Below are 26,333 nucleotides of genomic sequence, written 5' to 3' on the forward strand. Positions count from 1 at the left end.
CTACTCAGTTGCTTGTTGCTTCAAGCGCTTTTCGAGACGATTATCGATATAGCTCTGATTTCTGAGTTGCAATACCCAATCTTCAAAGGCAGTTTCAGTACGCTTTTGATAGAGGTACTGCCTGACTTGATTGCGTCTAAATTGATCAGCCATATCTTCGGTGCGGCGATCATCAACGGTAATGAGGTGCCAACCAAATTGTGATTGCACAGGTTGGCTAACTTCACCGAGTTGCAGTTGGTTCATTGCCCGCTCGAACGGTGGTACGGTATCGCCCGGATTGAGCCAACCAAGATCACCACCCTGCGGAGCAGACGCATCGTTAGAGAAGCGTTTTGCCAAATCAGAGAAAGACTCTTTACCGACAATCAGACGGTCGCGTATATCTTTCAAGCGCTGCAAGGCTAACTCATCAGTCATGACAGGACTTACCTTGATCAGAATATGCCGTGCCTTAGTTTGCTGCACAAGCATTGGCCCTTTACTTTCACCAATTACAACCGGGCCCTGTGGGCCACGACCGGGTTGCGCATTTTGCCCAGAAGCTTGCTTTTGCGACGCTGTTGGCGACCCGGCCGCCTCTTTTGCATTTTTGCCTGGCTTGGCTACTTTGGATGACGCCTGTTGTTGAGGAGGGGCTGCATCCGATCGAGCCAATACCTTCAGAATGTGAAAGCCATTTCCACTTTGAATAATGCCGCTAATCTGTCCATTCCCCAATTTAATGACTGCGTTAGCAAACAGATCGGGCCAACCTTCAATAGGACGGGCGCCAAGTTGCCCCCCGCGCATGGCCTCAGGACCCTCTGACATCCCAGCTGCCACAGTTTCAAAGCTTTGTCCCGATTTCAACAGTGCAAGGATATCTTCGATTTTTTTTCGCTTGGCTGCAATCTCTTCTTTTGAGGCACCATCAGGTACCCGCACCAAAATCTGCGATAACGCCATTGCGAGTGGCTGATTGGGTGGCATGGTTGCCTGCTGTTGTCCATCAGCGGATTCCACCTCACTCGGCGCTGCTGGACGACCAAGCGGCGCTAAGCCACCTGCCTGTCGAGCACTCTGTTCACGCAAAAATGCATCCACTTCCGCATCCGATACAACTGTGTTCGATTCAACAACTCGCTGTCGCAGCCGATCCAGCAGGATTTCTTTTTTCAAGTTGTTCTGATACTCGGACCAAGTCAACCCAGTTGCCTCTACTTGTTTACGTAACTGGGCAACGGTCAGTTTGTTACGTTCTGCAATCGACTCTGTCGCCAGCTGCAAATTTTGGTCAGTGACTGTCAATTTCAAGCGCCCGGCTTCTTGTCCAATCAGCTTATCAGTCACCAAGCGCTGCAACACCTGCGCGCCTAAAAGATCATCGGGAGGCAACTGAATTTTTTGTGCAGTCAACTCTTGTTTGGCTTTTTTTAGCTCAACGTTCAGCTCACTTTGGGTAATGACGTCTTTGTTAACGACGGCAACAATCTGATCGGCTTCGATTTCGGCTGGAGCAGTGCTACTTTTATTTGCAGAGTCAGTTGCCTTGACTGGCACAGCAGACGTTTTGCTGGGCGAGGTCGAAACACTGTTGGCATCGGTTTTCTTTTTTACCGAGCTAGTTGACTGAGCCATCGCAGCGCACGGCACAACCAAAACCATACAACACAGTAGCTTGACGATTCTGGATGTCACACTCGATTGAGTCATTATTCGTACCTTTCAAATTTCGAAACATTAGGCACCATGGGCACTGGATTCTCATAACCAACAACACTCTTGGCGATGAGACCCATTGGATTACTGCCTAAAGCACCTAATCCGGACAACTCAAGCTGCAAGAACACCGCTGTGTTGTAGGTATTGGCAGTTGCAAGCGTCGTCGCGACAGTCGTGTTCAGCAACGGATTAAGGGCATAACGCTGCAATACAACCCTTGCCGCCCAACAGCAATCAGACTTGTACTCCAGCCCACCAAGCATCTGCGTAAAGCCTGGCAATTGATAAGTATTTGGACTGTTTACAAACGAGTAATCGATTCGACCGACCGTGTACCAGTTTTTTCCCAAGGGCCACTGACCAGAGACACTGATCTGGTTTTGACCTTGAGTCCTGTAAACGGAAGTATCGGTTGGTGTCACCTGATAGCGCCAGGACGCTGCAATCAACGCTTGACGTTGTGGCTTCCAGCGCGCAGACAGCTGGCTGCGATCAAACTGACCAGAATATGGGTTGTATTGCAAGGTGGCCGCGGTGCCAAGCTTATCCGTCCATGCGGCCGTGTTTTCAAACAACACCGAGGATGTGCTGTTGGTCCGCGCAACGGCATACGGCAAGGTCACCAACTGATCAGTCATGTAGTACTGTTGAGCCACAGCGAATGTCAAGCGCTCAAAGCCAGTGTCCGCATCAAGAAAGCGCGTCGAGACACCGGTCGTAATTTGATTGGCGTTGGCTACCCTGTCCCAACCACCAGAATAAATATTTTCTTGAAAGAGTTGCGAATAGCTGAGATCCGCCAACGTGGTGTCATAAACAGGAACCTGAGCTTGGTTCTGATAGGGCACGTAAAGATAATTTACTCTGGGCTCAATTGTTTGGATGGCTGCGTTATTAAATAATTTGGTGTCCCGCTCAAAGCGCATACCCGCATCAATCGAGGCTAACGGCAACATGAGCGTGTTGGATGACTGCCCGTAAGAACCCGTCAGTGCCTTCCAGTCGGTGTTGTACTGACTACCGAATAAACTCAACTTCGGCGTGACATACCAGCCTGGCTGCACGACGGGATAAGAGATTTGCGTATAAGACCTAAACCGCTGGCCTACCGGCAAGCTACTGTAGTTTGTCACGCCGACGCTATTGGTCAAGTCAAACTGCGTGGCCGTATTCTCGGTTTGAAGATCCAGGCCGTGCCAATTAAACAAATTACCGGCGAGCGCAACTTCTGGGACTTTATTGTAGGGAGCCACGACTGGATTCGATACGGACGACAGCGTTTGATAAGTCAAGTACTGAACAGAAGAAGACCAGAATCCGTCGGCCCAACCGGCCATCGCCATTCGCGGCAAGATTGTGGTCGGAATCTGATTCGCGCCAATCACCGCAAAATCCTGGAAATAGTTAGGATCCGAAACACCGGTCGCAGACCAAGCGGCATAAAAGCCGCGATCGAGGCTTTTGAAGCCATTCGTTGAATACAACCAGCGATTAGTCTGAGTTGTCAGATCGTTATTTAGATAAGTGCCTGAAAAGTCAAAACGATCATATAACGTCGCATCAAACTCGGTGCGGCGTTGGCCTCTGACATACGTACCCGGTGCGTAGATAGATGTGCCTTCGAACGCATTCATCCAGCGAAATTCGCCACCGATCTGCTCGCCGCGCTTACTCATCGTGCGGCTGACAAGGGTCGCATCGTAATTAGGCTGGAGATTGAAATAATACGGTTGCGTGTAATCAAAGCCCGTCGTCGAAGTGGACGCAAAAGTCGGAATCAAAAACCCCGACTTACGCTCTTTCTTGATAGGAAAAGTTAAATAAGGGGAGGCTAGGATCGGCACATCCTTAAAATAAAGTACGCCATTGCGAGCCACACCCTCGTTGTTATCAAAGTCCAGATCAAGTTTGTCCATCTGCATGTACCACGCAGGATTTGGACAGGGACAGCCAGAATAAGTCACATCGGTCACTGACATCTGACTACGACTAAAAATATCGGCCCAAGAACCAATGCCAGAACCACCGCTCTCTAACCAGAAGTTCGGTTGGTTGACAGTGCCCGTCCCGTTTTCGGTGTCGTAGTGGATTTCAGGACCCGTGATGGTACTCCCGTCGCGGATCAGTCGACCGTGGCCGCGTCCATCCATGACAGACGACACTTTGTTGTAGTCAATAACGTCGGCTTTCAAGATTGCATCCTGACGACGGGTGGACGCATTACCCGTGAGCAATACGTTTTCGTCAGCGTCCGACCTGAGCTCATCACTCTCGATAAAGGACGCCATCGGCTTGTCACCCGCGGGAGGGCGGTTCAATGCGGGCGTCAACCGCAAGCCCGGCCCAACCCAAGCTTTATCAACTGGTTTAGCGGCGAGAGGGTCGACCATCTGTTGACCATGCGCTTGCATGGCAGACAAACTCAAACCAAACAGCAAAAAAATACAGCGAAAAAAATACACGTGCAGGGTTTAACCTTGTGACAAGCGTTAGGCATCAATCGCACCTTACCGCTTTTATAAGCGCAAAATAGGTGCAGCCGAACGGTATTATAGAGAAGCAAACTATTACGTGTTGATAACTCGGCAATCTGCCCCGAATCGTACCCTTTTCTACGCATTGACTCATGACTTTATACGCTCAGGACGCTCGTTTCACCCTCCTCATTGATTGGCTGTCCAAATTGGGCACCGAATTGTCTATCGATCCGACAAGCGTGGTAGCCGCCTCGAGTGACGCCAGTTTTCGCCGTTATTTCAGGGTCTCGGCCACTACCAGAACCTTGGTGGTGATGGATGCGCCACCGCCCAACGAAGACTGTCGTCCCTTTATCGATGTGACGCAACGACTGATAGATGCCGGACTCAATGTCCCGCACGTTATTAGGGAAAACCTTAGTCTGGGATTTCTGCTTTTGACTGACCTTGGTCCTACCACTTACTACGATCGAATCGAAAATGGCATTGATGACCCAAGTCTTCAAAACATGTATCGGCAGGCCGTGAGCGCCCTTGTCCAAGTACAGCAAGCTCGAAAAGACGGTCTAGCCGTTTACGATGCGCCTCGGCTCAAAGCCGAACTTAGTTTATTTAATGACTGGTATCTGTCAGTGCATTACAAAATGACTCTCGATGGGACTCAGGCTCAAGCGATCGATCAGGTATTCGACCTGTTGGTACAACACAACTCGGCTCAACCGAGCGTGTTCGTCCATCGTGATTTTCACTCTCCGAATCTGATGTATTGCGCTGAGGCTCAGTACGGGCCAAATCCCGGCATTTTGGATTACCAAGACGCTGTTTCCGGGCCAATCACCTACGACCTTGCATCACTAGTCATGGATGCCCGCACCACGTGGGAAGAACCGCAACAACTAGATTGGGCGATCCGTTATTGGGAGCAAGCCCGTAAGGCAGGGCTGCCGGTGCCGACAGACTTTGCAGACTTTCACCGAGATTACGAGTGGATGGGTCTACAAAGAAACCTAAGGATTCTCGGGGTCTTTGCTCGCTTAAATTACCGCGACCATAAAGCCCATTATCTGGCTCACCTCCCACGGGTCAACCAATACGTCAGACAGGTCGCCGGGCGTTATCTGGCGTTTCGGCCCCTGATCAAACTGCTCGATCAACTGGACAACATCCAGCCATCTGTCGGATATACCTTTTAATGAGAGCCATGATTCTGGCGGCAGGTCGGGGCGAAAGAATGCGCCCGCTCACCGATCATCTGCCCAAGCCCTTGCTAAGCGTGGGCGGAAAGCCTCTGATTGTCTGGCATCTGCTTAAGCTGGCTCAGGCAGGCATTACTGATATCGTCATTAACCACGCGTGGCTGGGTGAAAAGATCGAGGCTACTTTAGGGGATGGAGGCGAGTTTGGGGTTCAACTTCAGTACTCGTCTGAAATCAGCGCACTCGAAACTGCCGGTGGTATTGCCACGGCACTTCACAAACTTGGGACGGACCCGTTTTTAGTGATCAACGGGGATATCTGGTGTGACTGGAACCCGTCGCACGCGGCTGAAATCGCCAACCGCTTGACTCGAACTGGTTTGCTCGCCTGGTTACTCATGGTACCGAATCCTCTTCACAATCCATCGGGGGACTTCACCTTAAACCCGGCCGGGCAGCTCACTCAGCACAAATCGCAATTAACCGCCCTAACTTTTTCAGGCATCGGTGTTTATCAACCTGCTCTCTTTGCCAACACGCCGAAAGGATTGCCCGCTAAATTGGCTCCGTTACTCAGAACAGCAATGGATCATCAGCTCGTTTTGGGCGCTCGCTTTGACGGCACTTGGATGGATGTCGGGACGCCCGAAAGGTTAAGTGAGTTGGATGAGTACCTCAGGAAGTCATTGCAGCAAGCCCCGAACCAGCTATCCTGACTGATCGCAACGCAAGATCACGCTAAAACGGTTATTCTTGCGCGCTTATCAAGTGCAGCAGAAATAGGACGTATGAATGGTAATCCGTGTGCAACCGCAACGACCAAGCTTTAAACCCATCCCCTACCAGAGAACCAGTCACCGGCGCGGCATCCCAGCCTGGCTCATCATTTTGACCATTGGTATTGCGATTGGCGCACTGGGTGTGCTTTTTTTACAAACAAGTTACGGGCCAAAACGACTATCGGCAACCGAGGCGCAAAAGTTGACAGACGAGTTAAGTAGCAGCAATATCGACCGTCAAAGATTACGCACTGAACTGGAAGAATTAAAAGCTGCGCTTGACGCGGTTCGTATCAATACCCCACCGTCCTCTGGCAGTCCCGCACCAGTTAGCCAATAACGCGGGCCCGGCACATGGGACGCTAATACTTAACCCCTATGCCCACGAACCCTGCAAAAATCGTGCCCCCACCACTCAGCGCCTCTCTCATGGGTCTGTTGGTATTGGGGGGGCTGATCCACGTCGGCTTTGGCTTTTTACTTGGCTTTTCTGTCGACGAGGCGCACTATGCGCTGTATGCCACAAAACTGGACTTTAGCTATTTTGATCACCCGCCTCTTGTAGGCTGGATTCAATGGCCGCTTGTTGCGCTTCAAGCACCAATCGGTGTGCTTCGCCTCATACCCGAGGCGCTTTGGCTGCTTTCGAGCCTCTTGGCTTGGCAACTTGCACGCGATCCTGCTCTGCCAGTTCTCTTAAGAATGCCGAAAGGTGTTTCAAGCAACGCTGGGGTGGGTCCTGCGACAGGGGATCAAGTCGAGCCAGCCCAACAACGAGAGCTAGCTGGCCTGTGGGCGGTCGGTTTAATCTTGATTTCACCGGTCTTACACGTTTTAGCGGTGGGTTTATTGCCCGATACTTTGCTGATGGCGCTGACGCTTGGCTTGATGAAACTCACGCTGCATGTCTGTCAAAACAATACGATCAAGCAGATTCGTTTACAACATTGGCTACTGCTTGGCTTGCTTCTCGGCCTGGCTGGCTTATCCAAATACACCGCGATTTTTAGCGCTCTAGCTGTGACGTTAGTCTTGCTTTGGCATTTTGGTCTGGCCGCCTTGAAGTGTCTAGGGCTTTGGCTGGCGATGGCTGTTGCCATGGTTATCGTTACCCCGGTTGTTTACTGGAATTTCACACACAACTGGATTTCATTCGTTTATCAAATCCACCATGGGTCGGGCGGCGACTGGCAATTTAAGCGATTCCTCCTGTTCTTTTTAATCCAGCTTGGCGCCTATGGGCCCTTACTGGTCGGCGCGAGCGCCATGGCCTTATGGTTGGGCGTCAGACAAAGACAGGCAAAGGGTTTGGCTATGATGCTTTTTTTCTTCATCCCATTTGTAGTGACCGCCTATCTCGCAGGTGGCGGCGGGCTGCCGCACTGGACAGCACCTGCATGGTTAGCGGCAAGCCCTTTTGCAGCGCGACTGATTGCGCAAGACTGGGCAAATGGTCGACGACGATTCATCAAGCTACTCGTCGTCGTGCAGGCTTTGGTGTGCTCACTCGCTTTCACCCTGCTATTTTTCGGGGGCCTACCGGGCGTCACTGCACAGGACAAGTGGGGCAAACAAAATCCCTTCGCAGACCTGTGGGGTTGGGATCAAGCAGGATCAGTGGCGAGAGATCTAGCGGTTAAACTAGACGTGGCTGGCATATCAATCAGCAACTGGACGTTAGCAAGTCGTATGGCTTGGTACGCGCAACCGCTGGCCATTTACGTGCTTGATGATCGCTTTGACCAGTTTGACATCTGGTTTGGGCAAATCCCCCGTAACAGCGACACGATATTTGTCAATTGGTCTCAAATGAAATTCGATCTGCCACTCAAATCCGGACAATTCAAATCCTGCGACTTCATCGAGACGCTACCCATCGCGCGGGCTGGCAGGGAAATCTCCACTTTTGATTTTTATCACTGCAAAAGCTGGGGCGGTCGGCCTTGAAAACTCGTCTCAAATTCATCGGCCCCTATTTGCGGATTGGGTTCTCGATACTGCTTCTATGGCTTGCGTTTCGCGGCGTTGACTGGAAGACGCTGCGTTCTGCGGACATTGAGGTTTCGCCCAAGTGGTTGATCTTTGCAATGCTAATCATGTTGCTGGGTACCGTGCTGGCATCTTTTCGCTGGGCATGGATTGCGCGTTCTGCAGGGATCAATTTACCAATAGCACGCTTCATCAAAATCTACTTTGCCGGGCTGCTGATCAATCAAGGCTTACCGACCATGATTGGTGGGGATAGCTACCGAGCCATTGAGGCTCACCGCCTAAGCGTGACGATCAATCCAGCAGTTGAGCCAACCAAATTGAGGATCGGTTTTTTTGTCGTGCTTTTAGATCGGGGCCTGGGCTTCGTTGGTAACAATATCGTCGGGGCGAGCGGATTGATTTTTGCAGGCTCACTGATCACCGCTTGGGCCACTACTCTAGGTGTTGCTGTATTGGCTGCAATGCTCGGTGGGATGGCTCTCTGCGCTCTCTTGCTTGCTTGGCCGACATCGCATTCACTGGTCAATATTGTGCTGAAAAAATTACATCTGTCTGCCGGCTTGCCAGCACTGACTATCGCGCTGGGGTCACCCACCTTTATTGTTCAGTTAATGCTTTCTGTTGCCGTTCACCTTTGCGGAATCTGTGGTTTCGGATTTTGTTTACGGGCCTATGGCGCAGCGGTGCCAATTGAAGCCTTGATGGTTGCATTGCCCGCACTAGGTCTACTGACGCTACTACCGATCAGTATTTCTGGCTGGGGCTTACGCGAAAGTACCTTTGCGACGGTGCTGGTCTTGTGGAACGTCGATCCAACTATTACGCTAATTAGCTCAGTGAGCTTCGGACTAGTCAACTTGCTCACGAGTTTGCCTGGTGCCTGGGCGCTCCTTCAACGTGCCAGACATCACCATCCAACCCAACAAAGCGAGCTTAGCAAATCATGAGTATCAGCGTTGACACCATGCGAGCGATTGACAGACGGGTCGGGGTACCGCTGTGTGCATTGATGAGTCCTTTCGTTCGAATCGCAGACTGGATAAAAAATTTAATCAAGTCGGCTCCTGCCTCTCCAGAAAAACTGCTTTTTATTGAATTATCAGAGATGGGCAGCGCAATCATTGTTGACCCAGCCATGCGGGATGCTCAAGCGCGAGGGGCTGAAATCTTTTTTCTGATTTTCAAAAGTAATCGAGCCAGTCTGACGCTGCTAAATACTGTCAAACCAGAGAACATTTTCACGATCGACGCCTCCGGACTGATCAGTCTTGTTCGTGACACTTTAAAATTTTTGCTCGATGCCAGGCGACGAAACATCGACACGGTGATCGATCTCGAACTGTTCTCTCGTTTCACTGCCTTGCTAACGGGCTTGTGCGGTGCGCGCAGGCGAGTGGGTTACGATATTTTTCACGGTGAGGGACTCTGGCGCGGCTCGATGTTGACCCATAAAGTTCACTACAACCCCCATCAGCACATTGCAAAAAATTTTCTTGCCTTGGTCTATGCCGCTTTCAGTCATCACAAAGAACTCCCGTATAGCAAAGTCCATTTTCCAGATTCTGCGATACAAATTGCTCAGGCTCACATCGAACCCTCAATGCATCAAAATGTGATGAATCGAATTGAAGCGCTGGCCAAAGCCAATGGTCTGGAATACCGCCACGGCACACACCCCCTGTTTCTGATCAATCCGAATGCAAGTGAATTACTGGTTCAAAGAAGATGGGCGCCCGAAAGCTTCTCAGCCTTGATCATCGCCATTGAACGTCAATGGCCCGACAGTCTGATTCTGATCACCGGGTCACCCGAAGAGAATGCCTATGCAGAGAAAGTAAGGCTTGGGGCCAACGTTGCAAACGCCTTGAACTTTGCTGGTCAAGTGAAATTCAGCGAGCTGCCAACCCTTTACACCATCGCAGATGTCATGGTCACGAACGATTCGGGTCCTGGGCATTTCTCGTCGGTTACCGACTTGCACACCGTTGTACTGTTTGGCCCCGAAACCCCTGCTTTATATGGCTCATTGGGTAAATCCATCCCCATCACGGCTGAGCTGGCCTGTTCACCGTGTGTCAGCGCAGCCAATCACCGTAAAACGCCCTGTCACGATAACGTATGCATGAAAGCGATTACCGTCCAGCAAGTGATGAACAAGGTTCTGGTTCAATATGAAGCTGCCGTGTCACATCAAGCGTTTCATCGCTCGGTCCTGCTGAATTGATGACTGTTGATCACACAGTGAGCAGTCTCAAAGCGCCAAACGATATAAATCGGTCGTTTAGTCCATGGTATTGGCTGTTACCGATACTGCCTTTACTCGTTTGGGCTATTGCTCACTTCACGGCTCCAGAACCGGCTTTGTTTTATTTTATTAATCAGCGGACTCAGCGTTTGTCTGACAGTTTTTGGGGATTTTTTGTTTTTCTTGGAAATGGTTGGGGCCTTTACTCGCTGGTATTTCCCTTGGTGCTCATTGCCCCTCGTTTGCTAGCGGCGGGCGCACTAAGTGGTTTGATTGCCGGACTCGCCTCTCGAACGCTCAAGCTCGCGTTAGATTTCCCAAGACCTGCGAGCGTGCTGGACCTCAGCACTTTTCATATTGTCGGCAACCCCTTGCTTCACTTGTCCTTACCGTCTGGGCACACGCTGACCGCCTTTGCAGTGGCGACTGCGTTTTATTTTTCGATCAATGCAGCAAAAAGAAAATACGCCTGGATCTTTTTCTTGATCGCTACAGGCACGGGGTTTGCAAGGATTGCAGTTGGCGCTCACTGGCCAGCCGATGTGCTTGCGGGTGCTTCGGTCGGCATCCTCAGTGGTCTGCTCGGTGCCAGTCTCTGTAACCGGATGCACACCGCCTCATTCACTACAAAATCCCGACTCACTTGGATTTTCATGATTGGTGCGCTCTTGGATGCTTATATGCTTTCGTCCACCGTACTCGATTTCGACAGCAATCATCCCTATCAAGTTCTAGGGATGATTGTGCTTGCCCTGACCCTGTTCAGCCTGGCAATCAAGGTCGTGGCCGACAGCCGTCATCGGGCTTGATCACCTCAGCCTCGTCAACGCGATAGCTTTAATTGCGCCAAGCGCTTCTCTTGTCGTGCAATCAAGCGATTCAAATCAGCCAGATCCATCGCCGATAAACTCGGACCAGGCTTACGCACCGTTGCACTAGCGATGGCACCGCGTGCTGCCAGAATGTGCTTTCTAACCGCCAGGCCAATATTCTGTTGCTGCTCGTAGCGCGCCAAGGGCAGATAAGCGTCAAAGATATCGAAAGCAGCATCCACGTCACCCCGTGCGTAAGCCGCGCATACATCCACCATCATCTCCGGATAAGCAAAACCTGTCATGGCACCGTCAGCACCTCTGACAAGTTCTTCTGGCAAAAATAAACCACCCCCGTTGCCAGTGAGGATGGACACACGTCTGAGTTCGCCCTTATCACTTGCGGCACGGATAGCCGATAGTTTGGCGAGTCCTGGTGAATCTTCATGTTTAAACATCACACAACGAGGCGAGTTTTTCAAAATACTAAGCACTACCCTGGTCGACATCTGCACGCCCGTGGCCACGGGATGATCTTGCAATACCCACGGCACATCGGATCCAAGTGTGTGATTAACCATGTCGAAATAAGCAAGGATCTGATCATCTGTTCTCACAGTGGCAGCAGGCGCAACCATGACACCGGCGGCACCCATATCCATCACGCTTTTGGTCAACTCGCCCATCGATGCGAACCCAGCCGCCGACGCCCCCACCACCACAGGCACCCTACCCGCTACTCTAGCCAGCACACGCTTTACAAACAGTTTTGACTCTTCAGCCGTCAATTTGGGCGCCTCGCCCATGATCCCCAGAATCGTCAGTCCAGTCACCCCGCTTTCAAGCGAAAAGTCGACCATCCGATCAGTACTATCCAGATCAAGTGCCCCATCGTCTTTGAAGGGAGTGACCGTGATCAGGTACACCCCTTTTGCAGATTCGTTCAGCGTGTTCATGAAATGTGAATTGCCCATTTTGATCTAAACAAATAGTCTAAGCGATTCACTCACGTTTTGGAGTCGACTTTGAGATTTCTTTCTGCCAATTACCGCTCACTTTTTGTGTCAATCATCGCGTCGATTGGGTTCTGTGGCGCGACGATGGCGCAGGATTTCCCGAAACAGCCAATCAAACTGGTTGTTCCCTGGGCACCCGGCGGTAATGTCGACATCACAGCACGGGCAGTTGCCCCCGCGTTGAGCGATATTTTGGGACAACAAGTTGTCGTCGAGAACAAACCCGGTGCTGGCGGTTTCATTGGCACAACAGGGGTGGTTAGGTCTGCCGCTGATGGCTACACCTTGATGCTTGGTTCGAGTGGCTCAATTTCTGTAGGGCCTGCGCTGACCAGAAACCCGCCTTATGATCCGACAAAAGACCTGGTAGCCGTTGGCCCGATTCATTCGGTGCCCATGGTGTTAACCGTTGCAGCCAAGGGCAGCATTAAAAACTTTGCTGAGTATGTTGCCCGTGCCAAGCAAGCAGACAACCGGGTTTCAATTGGTTCTGCGGGCAATGGCTCCAGCCAACATCTCGTGCTCGAATTATTGGCTTATCGATTAGGTATCAAACTTAATCACATCCCTTATAAAGGCAGCGGCCCAGCCAACAATGATCTCTTGGGTAATCAAATTGATTCAATGATGGATCAATTGACAGCCTCAATCGGGCATATCCGCAGCGGCAGCTTGATCGCCATTGCTCAGAGCGGCAAGCGACGATCAGCCCTGATACCAGATGTTCCCACTTTCGAAGAACTCGGTGTGAAAGACTTTGACATGGTGACTTACACAGGCATCTTCGGGCCTGTAGGTATGCCACCAGCCGTGCTGGATAGGCTGACAGACGCACTCAAACAGGCCTTAGCAACGACCTTAGTGAAAGAGCGCTTCGATAATCTGGGTGTGGATATCATCACCCTTGATCGCAAGGCCTTCCAGGAATATGTCAATAAGGATTTTCGTAATTCACAAGAAATCGGCAAGGCGGCAAATATCGTTATTAATGAATAAGGCGGTATTAGCGTTTAGGTCAGTTTTGTCAACCGGGTTGACGGGAAGCGCGTTATTTGAATAGCATAGGCTGTGATTTATCCGGCTGAGTGCTCCCCATCAAACCCACCGCATTCAAGAAGCTCATCGAGGACGTCGGCACCCTGTCCGCGTCCGAGTGCATCGAAGCCAAAAAGGCCCTGCGTGGGCGCGAACAGGAGGTGCAAGGCTCCTTGGTTCTACGCGAAGCGGAAGAGGCGATCAAGACCTGCCCCTAATGCGATTGCGAGCACTTCACCAAGTCAGGAGTCCGCGACGGACGGCAACGCTTCAAGTGCAAGGCATGCTCCAAAACCTTCAACGCATTGAGTGGCACTCCATTGGCAAGACTTCGCATGGCCGAAAAGCATATCGAGAATGCGGAGTGCATGGTGGATGGGCTGAGCGTGGCCGCAACTGCTGAACGATTGGGCGTCGCAGTCACCACGGCATTCCGTTGGAGGCATCGCTTCCTGCGCTCGCCGCAAAAAATACAACCTCTGCAATTGACCGGAGTGGTGGAAGCGGACGAGACGTTTTTCATCGAGTCCTTCAAGGGTCAACGCAAGGGCCTGCCTCGCCCGGCGAAAGTGCGTGGCACCAAGGCCGTGAAGCCTGGACTGTCCAAGGAGCAAATCCCCGTGCTGGTGGCCCGCGACCGTTCGAGCGGAGCCACGCTGTCAGCCGTCATCGCCTCACGCAAGGCCAAGGACATTGGAGAGAAGTTGTCGCCTGTCCTGTCTGACGATTGCCTGCTTTGCTCGGATGGCTACAAGGCTTATGGAGTCATTGCCAAAGCTAAGGGCATCCAATCCAAGAGCGTGCCAGCAAAGAAGGTGGCTGGCAGCTACCATATTCAAAATATAAATTCCTACCACTCGCGTCTCAAAGGATGGATGCATCGCGTCTACGGAGTGGCCACCAAGAACCTCGACAACTATCTTGGCTGGCACCGCATGCTCGATAAGGACAACTGCATGGACGGCAAAACCTTCTTGAATACCTCGTTTCGCTAGGACTCCAACCTTCTTCAAGCACCTCTATGCAATAGATGTGGCCGCCATTGTGGATATGGCACATTTATCAGCAAAATTGAGAAACCGTTAGAAAGACGAGTCTGGCATTGCCAGGAATTCAATTTCGTTTGGCGTGGAGACGCGCCCCAACAATGCGTTGCGATGCGGAAACCGGCCAAAACGTTCGATGATGTCCTTATGCTTTCGTTCGAATTCCAAACTACTCTCCATGCCAGGAGCATCGAAAAGTGCCATTGCCACTAAGTGCATCATTGATGACTCGCTGTGCATGTAAGGAAGGAATAAAAATGAACGTTCTTTCACTTCAAGTTCACTGTCAGCTTGGACTGCAACGGCGGTTTGCGCCAGCGCAAGCGCCAAAGGGTCGCATGCAAAGGCTGACGCTTGGTCCCGGTAAATGTTGCGCGAAAACTGATCAAGCACCAAAATTTCGGCTAGTCGGCCAAGTGCAGTCTCACGCCACGCAAATAGTTCGCAAGCTGCCGCCGCCTTGTGCAAAGCCCCAAACCGCCGGAAAATCAACTGGTCAAAATCCGCTGATTTCTCCCACCACTGTTTAGGCGCGATCTCCTCAAACCAGAATGAAATGACTGAGTCGGGGCTCTGGTGCATGGTGCTCGCCTATCGGTTTGAATTATTGCGCAGTGAAGGCATGCCATACGGGGTCATGATTATCGCCAAAAACCAAATGACAGGACCGCCAACCGTCCCTGCGTTTAGTTCAATGACACCTGAGGTGACCATGGCAAAGAGAAAGGTAAGGTCGGCAATGCCTATGATGAATACGCCTATGAAATAGGCAGGCCAAGAAGCACGATTCAAAATGAGCCATGCCACGGCGAGGCCCAGAACTCCATATCCACCAACGTCGATGCAGAAGTTCAAAAGCAATTGGCCCTGCGCGAAGAGAGTGGTCGCATCGGTTGCTTGCAAAAAGGTCGAGCGAAGAGCCTTGCTGCCGCCAATCACCATGTTCCACTGTCCTGGCGTCCCGTTGCTGAGGTATTGGTGAATGCCTTCATAGCCCACCCAGACGTGCAATACGCCCCATAAGACGAACAGCCAAGCTCCCACCTTTGCGGCTGCTCCTAAGTTGGGTTGAGATGCAGATGTGCCATTAGGACCGGATGCGAGAAGTGTCATTGCAGATTCCTTATTAAATGTTTGTGCCGTTGTAGAAGAGGTTGTATCAGTGGTTAATATATGATATTCACAATCGAAACGAAATACCATAAAATAAGACTATACGTCTCATATATGGAACGAAATGAATCTTGATGACTTGTCCGACTTTGTCTTGGTGGCATCCAACGGTGGGTTTTCTCAAGCGAGCCGGATGAGTGGACGCCCGAAAGCTAGCCTGTCTCGCAAAGTCATGGATTTGGAGAGGAGCATAGGGGTGCGCCTGTTTGAGCGAAGCGCCAGGTCCGTCCAACTGACAGAGGAAGGAGAGATGCTCTTCAAGAGCACTTCGGGACCCCTCAATGACATTGCCCAAGCAGTGGACATGCTGCGAGACGGAAGTGCACAACCAAAGGGTCGATTGCGCGTTAACGTTCCATTTCTATTTGGGCTCATGTTTATGGGCCGCCTAACTGGCCAATTCAAGTCTGCCTATCCAGAGATTGAGTTGAAAGTAACGATGGAAGATCGCGAAGTGGACCTCGTAAGCGAAGGCTACGACGTAGTGATCCGGGTTAACCCGAAAGCGGATTCGGAGCTTGTGGGGACATGCTTCCTCAGGGACCAACTTTTAGTTGTTGCGGCGCCGTCCTTGTTGGATCCGTCAACGTCGGCTACTTCCCCTCGCCAGCAGTCGCTACCCGTGGTGGTTAGGAATGCTGCTAGGAACCCCGCCACTTGGAAGATCGGGGGGAACCCCTGTCGTGAAATCGAAACGAAGCCAGTTCTTGAACTGCCGACGTTCACGATGATCCGTGATGCTGTGCTCACAGGCATCGGCGCCGCCAAACTGTCGAGCGCACTTGTCGAAGAAGATTTAGCTGCGGGCAGGCTTGTCTGTTGGGGGCCTTCATCCGCTGCTCCTGCTGAAATTTGGGCATTGCACACTTCTAGACGCTTTGCGAGCGCGAAGGTTAAAGCGTTCATGCAGTATCTGAAAACAGCTTTTCCTGCGCGACGTGGATAGCAACAAACTTTATCTAGACTGACACAGAATCGGTATGGGTATTGCTATTGCTATTCTAGGATCATGAATTTTCCGGTAATGAAAGCTCTGACTGCACATCAATATTATTTCGTGGAGTTTGCGCAGTCGAGTGGTCGTTTAGTTCGAAATGGTTTTTCGATTAGCTGACCTTATCGCTAATACCGCCATGAATAACTAGCCATCAGCACTTATGCACCAACTTAGTGAATGGGGAGGCAATACAGGTAAAACGAAGGTATTGCCTGCTTTCCCTGCCTCAGCATAGGCATAGATCACGTCTTAAGCACTGACTTGGCACGATAGTTGCTTTGTTACCGGTACACCACAGACCGGAGCTCAGCAATGCGCAACAAGCAACCACCCGCCCAACCCGTTGATTCTGCTCGCCGCAACATCGTTACCACTGCAGTCAAATCGCTCGGCGCAGCCAGCATCATGTCACTGGTCGATCCACTGGTTAGAGCGGGCGCTTGGGCAGCGGGCAGCGATGCACCTGAAAAAACCGAAATCAAAATTGGTTTTATTCCTCTGACAGACTGTGCCTCGGTGGTGATGGCTTCTGTCATGGAGTTTGATAAAAAATACGGCATCAAAATCGTGCCGTCGAAAGAGGCGTCTTGGCCAGGCATTCGGGACAAGTTGGTCAATGGAGAGCTCGATGCGGCTCACGTTTTGTACGGACTGATCTATGGCGTGCAGTTAGGCATTGGCGGCCCCAAAAAAGATATGTCGGTGTTGATGACGTTGAGCAACAACGGGCAAGCGATCACGCTTTCGCAAAAACTAGCGGAGAAAGGCGTCAAGGATGGTCCGTCACTTCGCGCCTTAATGACTAAAGAGTCGCGTGAATATACCTTTGCGCAAACTTTCCCGACGGGCACGCATGCCATGTGGCTTTACTACTGGCTGGCCGCGAACGGTATTAATCCGATTAAAGATGCCAAAGTCATCACCGTTCCCCCTCCACAAATGGTTGCCAATATGCGAGTCGGCAATATGGATGGCTACTGCGTCGGGGAACCCTGGAACGCACGTGCCGTCGCAGACAAGATCGGCTTTACTGCGACAACGACACAAGCTATCTGGAAAGATCATCCAGAAAAAGTGTTGGGCTGTACCGCTGACTTTACCGTCAAATACCCAAACACCGCCCGTGCCATGACTGCTGCCATTTTGGACGCGTCTAAATTCATCGATGCTTCGGTCGTTAATCGCCGCAAAACAGCAGAGGTCATCGCGGCTAAATCCTATGTAAATACGGACATGGACGTCATTGTCGACCGCATGCTCGGCAGATACACAGATGGTATGGGCAAAACCTGGGATGATCCAGACGCCATGAAGTTCTACAACGACGGCCACGTCAACTTCCCCTACCTGTCAGACGGCATGTGGTTTTTGACACAGCAAAAACGTTGGGGCCTGCTGAAAGAGCATCCAGATTATCTTGCAGTCGCGACGAAAATCAATCGCATTGATATTTACAAACAAGCTGCGACGGCATCGGGTGTTGCCCTGCCTGCTACTGAGATGCGCACGTCGACGCTGATGGACGGCAAAACTTGGTCTGGCAAGGATCCTGCCGCGTACGCTGACAGCTTTGCTATTAAAGGTTGACCGAGAAATGCTGGTCGACCCAAAGCACGCAGAGGAGTCGTCGCTTGAACAAGACGCTGAGATGGCCGCGTTACGCGATCGTGAAACAAAGCGACTGGCGGCCCGAGACAAGGTGATGGCGGTGCTTGAGCCAGTCACCCCGGCTCTGCTGGGCAGTTTAGGTTTTCTGCTGTTTATTGCTATCTGGCAGGCGATACATAGTGCGATTACTGAAATCCCTTCGCCCGGCTTTACTTTTAACGCAGCAGTGGATCTGTTCTCCCATCCTTTTTATTCGAATGGGCCAAATGATCAAGGGATTGGCTGGAACATCTTATCTTCCTTGCGTCGCGTCGCTCTTGGCTTCGGCTTCGCAGCCATCGTCGGCATCCCAACTGGTTTTGCGATCGGTCGATTCAAAGTCTTCGGGGCGATGACGTCACCCATCATCAGCTTATTGCGACCGGTGTCACCCCTGGCCTGGTTGCCAATTGGCCTTCTACTTTTTAAAGCAGCCAATCCAGCGGCGATCTGGTGCATTTTCATCTGCTCCATCTGGCCCATGATCATCAATACCGCCATCGGAGTGCAAAGAATCCCAGTCGATTACATGAACATTGCTCGGGTGCTGAATTTGTCAGAGTGGAAAGTATTCACCAAGATCCTACTCCCGGCCACACTTCCTTACATGTTAACTGGCGTGCGCTTATCAATCGGTACGGCCTGGTTGGTTATCGTCGCTGCTGAAATGCTGACCGGCGGTGTGGGCGTGGGCTTTTGGCTATGGGACGAATGGAACAATCTGAAAGTCGAAAACATCATCATTGCTATTTTTGTTATCGGTATTGTTGGGTTGCTGCTTGAATACTGCCTGATCTCGATCGCCAAACGATTCTCTTACGAATAACTTCAGGATATCGCCAATATGTCGACCCTTCATCTCGATCGCTATTTGCTCATCCAAGGCGTCCAGCAAACCTTTAAGACCAAGAAAGGTCCTTTTGTTGCGCTCAAAGACATTGAATTGACGGTTAAGAAAGGCGAGTTCATTACCCTGATAGGTCATTCAGGCTGCGGGAAATCCACCTTATTAAATCTGATCGCTGGCCTCACGATGCCGACCGAAGGACGTTTGATCTGTGCAGGTCGAGAGATCGCAGGACCAGGCCCCAGCCGCGCAGTCGTCTTCCAAAATCATTCGCTGTTGCCGTGGCTGACTTGCTTCGATAACGTTTATCTGGGTGTCGAACGGGTCTTTGCAGAATCTGAATCCAAGAAGCAATTGCAAGAGCGGACAGCAGAGGTAATGGCTTTGGTCGGACTGTCACACGCGCAACACAAGTTGCCACACGAAGTATCGGGTGGCATGAAGCAACGTGTCGGTATTGCACGTGCCTTGGCAATGGAGCCTCAGGTGCTTTTGCTTGATGAGCCCTTCGGTGCGCTTGACGCACTCACGCGCGCGAATCTGCAGGACGAGTTAATGCGCATCATGGCCGCGAAACAAAGTACCGCTGTCATGGTGACACACGATGTAGACGAAGCTGTCCTGCTGTCAGACCGTATCGTCATGATGACAAATGGCCCGGCCGCAAAGATTGGTGAAATCGTGAGTGTTGCACTGGATCGCCCACGCGACCGCGTAGCATTGGCCAACAGCGTCCAGTATCAAGAGTACCGAACTGAAGTGATTGACTTTTTGTATCGAAAGCAGGGCAACCCCGCTCTCAAGGCGGCCTAAGGAGATTGCCATGAAAAAAATGAAACTGGTTCTGATCGGAAACGGCATGGCGGGTGTTCGCACCCTTGAAGAGCTGTTAAAAATTGCCCCTGATCTATACGACATTACTGTTTTTGGTGCCGAGCCACATCCCAACTACAACCGCATTTTGCTCTCACCCGTGTTAGCGGGTGAACAAAATCTTGAACAAATCATTCTCAATGATCTGGATTGGTATGAGAGCAATCAGATCCGTCTTCACTTAAACAAAACAGTTGTCAAGATTGATCGTAAGGCGCGTGAAGTCATAGCCGAAGATGGCACGGTTGAACCTTACGACAGACTACTGCTAGCGACTGGATCGCTCCCCTTCATCTTGCCTGTCCCAGGCAAGGATTTGCCCGGTGTAATCGCCTACCGCGATATTAAAGACACCAATGAGATGATCGCTGCTGCCAAGGACTATCAACATGCGGTCGTCATTGGCGGCGGTCTCCTGGGCCTCGAAGCGGCGAATGGCTTGCGAACTCGTGGAATGAAAGTAACGGTCATTCATCTAGCCGATTGGCTCATGGAAAGACAGCTCGATTCGGTTGCTGCCAATCTGCTACAGACCAGTCTGGAGAGTCGCGGTATTGACTTCCGACTGAAGGCACACACCGAAGCCTTATTACCCAATAAAGAGGGTACGCGTGTTGCTGCGGTCAGACTTAAAGATGGGACAGAAATCAGTGCTGACTTAGTCGTCATGGCAGCAGGCATTAAACCCAATACAGCGCTTGCGGAATCGGCTCGCATACATTGCTCGCGTGGCGTGATTGTGAACGACACGATGCAGACCTTCGACCCTTTGGTCTATGCAGTCGGCGAATGTGCCAACCACCGTGGTGCCGTGTACGGTCTTGTGGCTCCACTCTTCGAGCAAGCCAAAGTCTGCGCCAATCACCTAGCCGAATACGGTATTGCTCGCTATCTTGGCTCATTCACTTCGACCAAACTCAAGGTCACCGGCATTGATCTTTTTTCAGCAGGAAATTTCATGGGTGGTGAAGGCTGTGATGAAATCACGCTCGCCGACCCAGGTTCAAACGTTTATAAAAAACTTGTACTTAAAGATGACAAACTGATTGGCGCCTGTGTCTATGGTGACACCGCTGACAGTACTTGGTATTTCAAGCTCTTACGAGAAGAGAAAAATATCGCGAGTATTCGGGACTCGCTTATCTTTGGCGAAACGAACATTGGCGATGTTGGTCACGAAGGGCATAACAAAGCCGCGGCGATGGCCGATGGCGATGAAGTTTGCGGCTGTAACGGGGTCAGCAAAGGTCGTATTGTCAAAGCGATCAAAGAAGAGGGGCTATTTACTCTGGACGACGTCCGCAAGTGCACCAAGGCAAGCGCGTCGTGCGGGTCCTGTACTGGCTTGGTCGAACAAATTCTCATGAATTGTCTGGGCACGAATTACTCTGAGACCCCTGCAAAGAAAGCTATGTGCGCTTGCACGGACAGCTCACATGAAGATGTGCGCGTTGCTATACGCGAACATAAATACTTAACACAGCAGCAAATCAGGGAGAATCTTGGCTGGAGAACCCCGTCTGGTTGCGCAAGCTGCAGACCAGCATTGAACTATTACCTGATCTCGACGTGGCCGCATGAAGCGATCGATGATCCGCAGTCACGCTTTATCAATGAGCGTGCGCATGCCAATATTCAGAAGGACGGCACGTATTCTGTCGTTCCGCGTATGTGGGGCGGTCTCACCAACTCAAGCGAGCTGCGTCGTATTGCCGATGTTGCCGACAAATACAACGTGCCGACCGTCAAAGTAACGGGCGGACAGCGCATCGATTTGCTGGGGATCAAGAAAGAAGATCTGCCGGCGGTCTGGAAAGACTTAGGCATGCCCTCTGGGCATGCGTACGGCAAATCCATCCGTACTGTCAAAACTTGTGTGGGGTCAGAGCATTGCCGCTTTGGTACTCAGCTATCGATGAACATGGGTGTGGCACTCGAACGCATGCTGTTCGGTATGTATTCACCGCACAAGGTCAAACTCGCGGTCTCCGGTTGCCCACGCAACTGTGCCGAAGCAGGGATCAAAGACGTCGGCGTCATCGGGGTCGACTCAGGTTGGGAGATCTATGTTGCAGGCAATGGAGGCATCAAAACCGAAGTGGCTGAATTTCTTTGCAAAGTAAAAACCGATGAGGAAGTGCGCGAATACTCTGGCGCCTTCATTCAACTATATCGTGAAGAGGGCTGGTATCTCGAGCGAACGGTTCACTATGTGCAGCGCGTTGGCCTGGATTACGTCAAGAAACGAATTCTTGAGGATGCGCAAGGGCGCAGCGATCTCTATGACCGCTTACTGTTTGCGCTCAAAGATGCCCCTGATCCCTGGAAAGATTTTGAAAAAGCGGGCGTTGACACCAGACAGTTTCAACCAATCACCGTTCAAACCACTTAGCCAATTAAAAAAAAAATGGAAACGACTAAATCTGATTGGGTATTCGTGGTTAAACAGGCTGACATCCCTGTCGCCGGAGCGCGCGTCATTGAAGGTGCGGCGGCTGGCCCAATCGCCATCTTTCGCTCGCTCGACGACGTGGTGTTCGCAGTCCTTGACAAATGCCCTCACAAAGGTGGGCCGCTGTCACAAGGAATCGTTCACGGCCATGCGGTCACGTGTCCATTACACGCCTGGAACATCAATTTAGCTGATGGTTGTGCGTTAGCGCCCGATACGGGTTGCGCGCGTCCTTACACAACACGCTGCGAATCTGGGGATGTGTTTCTATCTGCGACTGAACTGGCGAGAGATTAATGCACGCAGCGACGGCGATCAACTCGCAGGTCAAAACTACCTGCTGCTATTGCGGGGTTGGTTGTGGCATGCTGGTCGAGACAGAGCAAGTTTCGGGCAAGTTACGCATCAAGAGCGTCACTGGAGACCCTGCTCATCCCGCCAATTTAGGTCGACTCTGTAGCAAAGGGGCCACGCTACACCTGACGGCGCAAACACATGTTTACGAGCAGACTCGCGCCAAGCACCCTGAATGGCGACACAGTAAAGACGCAGCGCGAACCCGCGCAAACTGGGATCAGGCAAACGAGTTGGTCGCCAGTCGGTTTGCAGACATTATCAACGAGCATGGTCCGAATTCAGTGGCCTTTTATGTCTCGGGACAAATCCTGACTGAAGACTATTATGTCTTCAACAAATTGGCCAAGGGCCTGCTCGGTACTAATAATATCGACACCAATTCGCGTCTATGTATGTCAAGCGCAGTTGCTGGCTATAAGCGCAGCCTTGGCGCAGACGCCCCACCCTGCAACTACGAAGATATTGATCGCGCCAGCGTGATTTTTATTACGGGTTCAAATGCTGCCTATGCTCACCCCGTTCTCTTCAGGCGAATCGAAGCAGCCAAAGAGAAAAACCCGGCACTCAAAATTATCGTCGTCGATCCTCGACGAACAGACACGGCTCAAGCAGCCGATTTATTTTTACAAATCCTGCCAGGTACTGATATCGCTCTCTACCATGGCATGTTGCATCTCATGCTCTGGGAAGGGTGGCTCGATCAAACCTATATCGATGCCCACACTGAAGGCTTTAGTGACTTAAAAGCACTGGTTAAAAACTACCCCCCTAAAACGGTTGCGCAGCTCTGTGGGATTTCTGAATCTGAGCTGTTTGAAGCAGCCAGACTATTTGCCACTTCTACAGCAACGTTATCTCTGTATTGTCAGGGTTTAAATCAATCGACTTCAGGCACAGCAAAAAATAGTGCTCTTATTAACTTGCATCTCGCCACTCGACAAATTGGCAAGGCTGGTGCGGGACCCTTCTCATTAACAGGACAACCCAACGCAATGGGTGGCAGAGAAGTTGGCGGTCTTGCCAATCAACTGGCCGCGCATCGCGACTTAGGCAATCCAGCGCATCGTCGGGAGGTTGCTGACTTTTGGGGAGTGACTGATGTCGCTGAAGCCCCCGGACTGACCGCCATCCCCATGTTTGAGGCGCTTCGCTCAGGTCGCTTGAAAGCCATCTGGATTGTTTGTACCAATCCGGCACAATCCTTACCCGACCAGACACTTGTCCATCAGGCTTTAGAAGCAGCAGAATTTGTCGTACTGCAAGAAGCCTATACCAATACTGCGACGGCACCCTACGCCGATGTGTTGTTACCCGCAACAACATGGGCTGAGAAAGAAGGGACGGTAACCAATTCCGAGAGGCGGATCTCGCGTGTGAATCCAGTGATTGCGCCACTTGGCGAATCTAAAAATGATTGGCAGATCTGCCTTGATATCGCCCGACTCATTGAGAAAAAACTTGAACGTCCACGTCGACTCAAGGACTCGTCGTTGTTTAATTTCACAACGGCTGAAGAGATCTGGCTAGAGCATCGCGCCTTGACCAAGGGCCGAGATCTGGACATCAGTGGCTTGAGTTATGAGATCCTCGACACCCAAGGTCCTGCTCAATGGCCCTATCCCGAAGGTGCAACCGAGGGGCAGGCACGCCTATACGAAGACGGCATTTTCCCAACCGCAACCGGCAGAGCAAAGTTCCTGACCGAGGACTATCGGTCAACGGCTGAAGCCACCAGTGCGCGGTATCCGATTGCATTAACCACCGGGCGTTTGCGCGATCAATGGCACGGAATGAGTCGAACCGGCACGATTGCCAGACTATTCGCGCATGCGCCTAAACCAGCGATCGACCTGTCTGCCGCTGATGCACAACGACTGGATTTGCACAATGATGAGCTTGTCTACGTGACCTCTGCGCGGGGCGTTCAAGTTCTGCCTGTCTCAATAACGACCAGTGTGCGTCCGTCACAGGCCTTCGTTGCCATGCACTGGGGCAGTGAATATGTAGCGGGGCATGCGGGCAAATCAATGAGCCTTGGTGTGAACGGTTTGACCAGTTCAGCTCGCGATCCGATTTCAGAGCAACCCGAACTCAAATTTTCGGCGGTCAAAGTTACCAAGGCTAATTTACCGTGGCATCTGCACGCCTTTGGTTGGTTTGCTGAAGACGTTGCCCTGAAGATACAGATCAAGCTTCGTGCTTTGTTTGATGAAGTGACGTATGCGAGCTGCGTTTTGTTCGGACGCGATGATGACAGTCATCGAACTGGTGTTCATCTAATGATGGCTGCGACGATTACTTTCGAAAATGATCTCATCGAGAAGATCATGACCATTCTTGACTTGAATGACTGCTCGAAGCAAGAATCTGCCCTAAGCTATAAAGATCAACGTCGCGGTGTTCGAAGGCATCTCCATATCCGACACAGCCAAAGCGGTCGACAAATCCATAAAGCGCTTGTTTGCGGCGGCTTGAAAGACATCGTGTCGTCAAATTGGCTGCTGGGATTTCTAGAGCAATCAACTGAAGTATCGTCTCTGGGACGTTTACTGCTTGTACCCAGTGAGCAGCCTCCGCTCGCCGTCACCCCTCGAGGACGAGTCATTTGCAACTGCGTGAACGTATCTGAAGCCAGCATCGTAGAATGTCTGCGGCAGATCCAAGAAACAGATCCCAAGCAAATGCTCGACACGTTACAAAAAACACTTGCTTGTGGCACTCAATGCGGATCATGCGTCCCTGAAATCAAGCAAATGATGACAACCCATGAGCATTCGTTCGTATCTTAAGCAAATCGGTCGTGGCAGCAAAGGCGCCAGCGACTTGAGCCGAGAGCACGCCAAAGACCTTTTCACACACATACTGAACCAAGACGTGACAGATCTGGAAATCGGTGCGTTTTGTCTGGCCATGCGTATCAAAGGGGAGACTGCCGACGAACTTGCTGGGTTTTATGACGCGGCGCTCGATCATTTGCCAAAACTATCGTGCGAAAGACCCACGATTTTATTGCCCTCTTATAACGGTGCTCGCAAAACGATGCTGATGACGCCTTTGTTGGCTAAATTATTAGCCGACATGGGTTTTTCAGTGCTGGTTCATGGATTGCATGAGGAAATAACACGCACCAGTTCTGAGACTGTTTTTAAAGCTCAGCACTGGCCGATCGCAGCAAACGCAGTTGACATCGTCGCTCATCTGCAGACTTCGAGGCTCGTTTACTGCCCTTTGCCAGTGTTATGCCCCGCGCTGGCCAGGTTGCTGACTGTCAGACAAACGATTGGGCTTCGTAATAGTGGTCATATTCTGGCAAAGTTACTCAACCCCTTCGAGAGCCAGAGCCTGCAAATCTGTAACTATACCCATCCGGCTTATCCGACGATTCTCGATGCGTTTTTTACTCTACATCCAGCTAACGTTATTTTGATGCGCGGTCATGAGGGTGAACCTGTTGCCAGTCCACGCCGTTTGCCAAGCCTGCACATCAAGCTGAATCAGTCGGCAGTCTGTCTGGATACTGAGGTCATCATGATCGAAGAGGACACTGCAAGGCTAGACACGATTGAGCTGACCGACACCATAGATTTGTATGACGCGTGTCTTCGCCAAAGAGCATCGCCCCCCGCAACGTTAATCAAGCAGACTCAAGTGATCCAGCAAACGATGAATGCCTTGAGCTAACATG

At 51.3% G+C, this 26,333-nt stretch carries 22 protein-coding genes and 1 pseudogene; 18 read left to right on the top strand and 5 right to left on the bottom strand.

Going from position 1 to position 26,333, the window contains the following annotated elements:
• Positions 1-1,695, bottom strand: a complete 1,695-nt coding sequence (locus BCM14_RS05305) for a peptidylprolyl isomerase (protein ID WP_106226904.1) — start codon at positions 1,693-1,695, stop codon at positions 1-3.
• Positions 1,695-4,166 carry an LPS-assembly protein LptD gene (locus BCM14_RS05310; RefSeq protein WP_259673427.1) on the bottom strand — a complete coding sequence of 824 codons (2,472 nt, stop codon included), beginning with the start codon at positions 4,164-4,166 and terminating at the stop codon, positions 1,695-1,697. The genes BCM14_RS05305 and BCM14_RS05310 overlap by 1 nt, the downstream gene beginning before the upstream one ends.
• A gap of 164 nt (positions 4,167-4,330) precedes the next feature.
• Between BCM14_RS05310 and BCM14_RS05315 the strand changes: the two genes are divergently transcribed.
• The 7 genes from BCM14_RS05315 to BCM14_RS05345 all read left to right on the top strand — a co-directional run bounded on the left by BCM14_RS05315 (position 4,331) and on the right by BCM14_RS05345 (position 11,202).
• The gene (locus BCM14_RS05315; RefSeq protein ID WP_106226905.1) at positions 4,331-5,374 is read left to right on the top strand and encodes an aminoglycoside phosphotransferase family protein; all 1,044 of its coding nucleotides are present in this window, start codon (positions 4,331-4,333) and stop codon (positions 5,372-5,374) included.
• Positions 5,374-6,093, top strand: a complete 720-nt coding sequence (gene murU, locus BCM14_RS05320; protein ID WP_106226906.1) for an N-acetylmuramate alpha-1-phosphate uridylyltransferase MurU — start codon at positions 5,374-5,376, stop codon at positions 6,091-6,093. Before BCM14_RS05315 ends, murU begins: the two co-directional genes overlap by 1 nt.
• 76 nt (positions 6,094-6,169) lie before the next feature.
• Positions 6,170-6,496, top strand: a complete 327-nt coding sequence (locus BCM14_RS05325; protein WP_106226907.1) for a Z-ring associated ZapG family protein — start codon at positions 6,170-6,172, stop codon at positions 6,494-6,496.
• Positions 6,497-6,534: 38 nt separating this feature from the next.
• Complete coding sequence (locus BCM14_RS05330) at positions 6,535-8,103, top strand: glycosyltransferase family 39 protein (RefSeq protein ID WP_106226908.1); 1,569 nt, start codon at positions 6,535-6,537, stop codon at positions 8,101-8,103.
• A complete protein-coding gene (locus BCM14_RS05335; protein WP_259673428.1) occupies positions 8,100-9,095 on the top strand; it encodes a lysylphosphatidylglycerol synthase transmembrane domain-containing protein in 996 nt (331 codons plus the stop codon). The genes BCM14_RS05330 and BCM14_RS05335 overlap by 4 nt, the downstream gene beginning before the upstream one ends.
• Entirely contained in the window at positions 9,092-10,372 is a 1,281-nt protein-coding gene (locus tag BCM14_RS05340; RefSeq protein ID WP_106226910.1) for a glycosyltransferase family 9 protein, read from the top strand. The genes BCM14_RS05335 and BCM14_RS05340 overlap by 4 nt, the downstream gene beginning before the upstream one ends.
• 170 nt (positions 10,373-10,542) lie before the next feature.
• The gene (locus BCM14_RS05345; RefSeq protein ID WP_259673429.1) at positions 10,543-11,202 is read left to right on the top strand and encodes a phosphatase PAP2 family protein; all 660 of its coding nucleotides are present in this window, start codon (positions 10,543-10,545) and stop codon (positions 11,200-11,202) included.
• A 14-nt stretch (positions 11,203-11,216) separates the two neighbouring features.
• Here the strand turns inward: BCM14_RS05345 and BCM14_RS05350 are convergent, their stop codons facing one another.
• Complete coding sequence (locus tag BCM14_RS05350) at positions 11,217-12,161, bottom strand: dihydrodipicolinate synthase family protein (protein ID WP_106227063.1); 945 nt, start codon at positions 12,159-12,161, stop codon at positions 11,217-11,219.
• 69 nt (positions 12,162-12,230) lie between these two features.
• Between BCM14_RS05350 and BCM14_RS05355 the strand changes: the two genes are divergently transcribed.
• The 3 genes and pseudogenes from BCM14_RS05355 to BCM14_RS05360 all read left to right on the top strand — a co-directional run bounded on the left by BCM14_RS05355 (position 12,231) and on the right by BCM14_RS05360 (position 14,251).
• Positions 12,231-13,217 (top strand): Bug family tripartite tricarboxylate transporter substrate binding protein, encoded by a 987-nt coding sequence (locus BCM14_RS05355; protein WP_146129723.1) that lies wholly within the window; start codon positions 12,231-12,233, stop codon positions 13,215-13,217.
• A gap of 269 nt (positions 13,218-13,486) precedes the next feature.
• Positions 13,487-13,549 (top strand): annotated as a pseudogene (locus BCM14_RS15450) (transposase-like zinc-binding domain-containing protein); the annotation flags it as partial.
• A 42-nt stretch (positions 13,550-13,591) separates the two neighbouring features.
• Positions 13,592-14,251 (top strand): IS1595 family transposase, encoded by a 660-nt coding sequence (locus tag BCM14_RS05360; RefSeq protein WP_106226913.1) that lies wholly within the window; start codon positions 13,592-13,594, stop codon positions 14,249-14,251.
• Positions 14,252-14,338: 87 nt separating this feature from the next.
• Here BCM14_RS05360 and BCM14_RS05365 read toward each other — a convergent pair whose 3' ends face one another.
• Together BCM14_RS05365 and BCM14_RS05370 are read right to left on the bottom strand one after the other, a co-directional pair.
• A complete protein-coding gene (locus BCM14_RS05365) occupies positions 14,339-14,884 on the bottom strand; it encodes a DUF924 family protein (RefSeq protein ID WP_106226914.1) in 546 nt (181 codons plus the stop codon).
• A 9-nt stretch (positions 14,885-14,893) separates the two neighbouring features.
• A complete protein-coding gene (locus BCM14_RS05370; protein ID WP_106226915.1) occupies positions 14,894-15,415 on the bottom strand; it encodes a hypothetical protein in 522 nt (173 codons plus the stop codon).
• Positions 15,416-15,539: 124 nt separating this feature from the next.
• On the opposite strand from BCM14_RS05370, the gene BCM14_RS05375 reads away from it, so the two are divergent.
• From BCM14_RS05375 to ybiB, 8 genes are all read left to right on the top strand, one after another.
• Complete coding sequence (locus BCM14_RS05375) at positions 15,540-16,421, top strand: LysR family transcriptional regulator (RefSeq protein ID WP_106226916.1); 882 nt, start codon at positions 15,540-15,542, stop codon at positions 16,419-16,421.
• Between the two features lie 363 nt (positions 16,422-16,784).
• Positions 16,785-18,059 (top strand): CmpA/NrtA family ABC transporter substrate-binding protein, encoded by a 1,275-nt coding sequence (locus tag BCM14_RS05380; RefSeq protein ID WP_106226917.1) that lies wholly within the window; start codon positions 16,785-16,787, stop codon positions 18,057-18,059.
• A 115-nt stretch (positions 18,060-18,174) separates the two neighbouring features.
• A complete protein-coding gene (gene ntrB / locus BCM14_RS05385; protein ID WP_259673452.1) occupies positions 18,175-18,945 on the top strand; it encodes a nitrate ABC transporter permease in 771 nt (256 codons plus the stop codon).
• A gap of 18 nt (positions 18,946-18,963) precedes the next feature.
• Positions 18,964-19,779: an ABC transporter ATP-binding protein gene (locus BCM14_RS05390; protein ID WP_106226919.1), complete on the top strand. Its 816-nt coding sequence runs from the start codon at positions 18,964-18,966 to the stop codon at positions 19,777-19,779.
• 10 nt (positions 19,780-19,789) lie between these two features.
• Entirely contained in the window at positions 19,790-22,231 is a 2,442-nt protein-coding gene (gene nirB, locus BCM14_RS05395) for a nitrite reductase large subunit NirB (protein WP_106226920.1), read from the top strand.
• 15 nt (positions 22,232-22,246) lie between these two features.
• Positions 22,247-22,588 carry a nitrite reductase (NAD(P)H) small subunit gene (locus tag BCM14_RS05400; RefSeq protein ID WP_106226921.1) on the top strand — a complete coding sequence of 114 codons (342 nt, stop codon included), beginning with the start codon at positions 22,247-22,249 and terminating at the stop codon, positions 22,586-22,588.
• Complete coding sequence (locus BCM14_RS05405) at positions 22,588-25,437, top strand: nitrate reductase (RefSeq protein WP_106226922.1); 2,850 nt, start codon at positions 22,588-22,590, stop codon at positions 25,435-25,437. The genes BCM14_RS05400 and BCM14_RS05405 overlap by 1 nt, the downstream gene beginning before the upstream one ends.
• Positions 25,415-26,329, top strand: a complete 915-nt coding sequence (gene ybiB, locus BCM14_RS05410) for a DNA-binding protein YbiB (protein ID WP_106226923.1) — start codon at positions 25,415-25,417, stop codon at positions 26,327-26,329. The genes BCM14_RS05405 and ybiB overlap by 23 nt, the downstream gene beginning before the upstream one ends.
• Positions 26,330-26,333 lie beyond the last annotated feature (4 nt).

This window comes from Jezberella montanilacus (assembly GCF_003003055.1).
GTDB classification, from domain to species: domain Bacteria; phylum Pseudomonadota; class Gammaproteobacteria; order Burkholderiales; family Burkholderiaceae_B; genus Zwartia; species Zwartia montanilacus.

Bases quoted from the DNA above. Each gene is read 5' to 3' on its own strand.
- BCM14_RS05305 (WP_106226904.1), bottom strand. From the start codon at position 1,695: ATGACTCAATCGAGTGTGACATCCAGAATCGTCAAGCTACTGTGTTGT.
- BCM14_RS05315 (WP_106226905.1), top strand. From the start codon at position 4,331: ATGACTTTATACGCTCAGGACGCTCGTTTCACCCTCCTCATTGATTGG.
- murU (WP_106226906.1), top strand. From the start codon at position 5,374: ATGAGAGCCATGATTCTGGCGGCAGGTCGGGGCGAAAGAATGCGCCCG.
- BCM14_RS05325 (WP_106226907.1), top strand. From the start codon at position 6,170: ATGGTAATCCGTGTGCAACCGCAACGACCAAGCTTTAAACCCATCCCC.
- BCM14_RS05330 (WP_106226908.1), top strand. From the start codon at position 6,535: ATGCCCACGAACCCTGCAAAAATCGTGCCCCCACCACTCAGCGCCTCT.
- BCM14_RS05340 (WP_106226910.1), top strand. From the start codon at position 9,092: ATGAGTATCAGCGTTGACACCATGCGAGCGATTGACAGACGGGTCGGG.
- BCM14_RS05350 (WP_106227063.1), bottom strand. From the start codon at position 12,161: ATGAACACGCTGAACGAATCTGCAAAAGGGGTGTACCTGATCACGGTC.
- BCM14_RS05360 (WP_106226913.1), top strand. From the start codon at position 13,592: ATGGCCGAAAAGCATATCGAGAATGCGGAGTGCATGGTGGATGGGCTG.
- BCM14_RS05365 (WP_106226914.1), bottom strand. From the start codon at position 14,884: ATGCACCAGAGCCCCGACTCAGTCATTTCATTCTGGTTTGAGGAGATC.
- BCM14_RS05370 (WP_106226915.1), bottom strand. From the start codon at position 15,415: ATGACACTTCTCGCATCCGGTCCTAATGGCACATCTGCATCTCAACCC.
- BCM14_RS05375 (WP_106226916.1), top strand. From the start codon at position 15,540: ATGAATCTTGATGACTTGTCCGACTTTGTCTTGGTGGCATCCAACGGT.
- BCM14_RS05380 (WP_106226917.1), top strand. From the start codon at position 16,785: ATGCGCAACAAGCAACCACCCGCCCAACCCGTTGATTCTGCTCGCCGC.
- ntrB (WP_259673452.1), top strand. From the start codon at position 18,175: ATGGCGGTGCTTGAGCCAGTCACCCCGGCTCTGCTGGGCAGTTTAGGT.
- BCM14_RS05390 (WP_106226919.1), top strand. From the start codon at position 18,964: ATGTCGACCCTTCATCTCGATCGCTATTTGCTCATCCAAGGCGTCCAG.
- nirB (WP_106226920.1), top strand. From the start codon at position 19,790: ATGAAAAAAATGAAACTGGTTCTGATCGGAAACGGCATGGCGGGTGTT.
- BCM14_RS05400 (WP_106226921.1), top strand. From the start codon at position 22,247: ATGGAAACGACTAAATCTGATTGGGTATTCGTGGTTAAACAGGCTGAC.
- BCM14_RS05405 (WP_106226922.1), top strand. From the start codon at position 22,588: ATGCACGCAGCGACGGCGATCAACTCGCAGGTCAAAACTACCTGCTGC.
- ybiB (WP_106226923.1), top strand. From the start codon at position 25,415: ATGAGCATTCGTTCGTATCTTAAGCAAATCGGTCGTGGCAGCAAAGGC.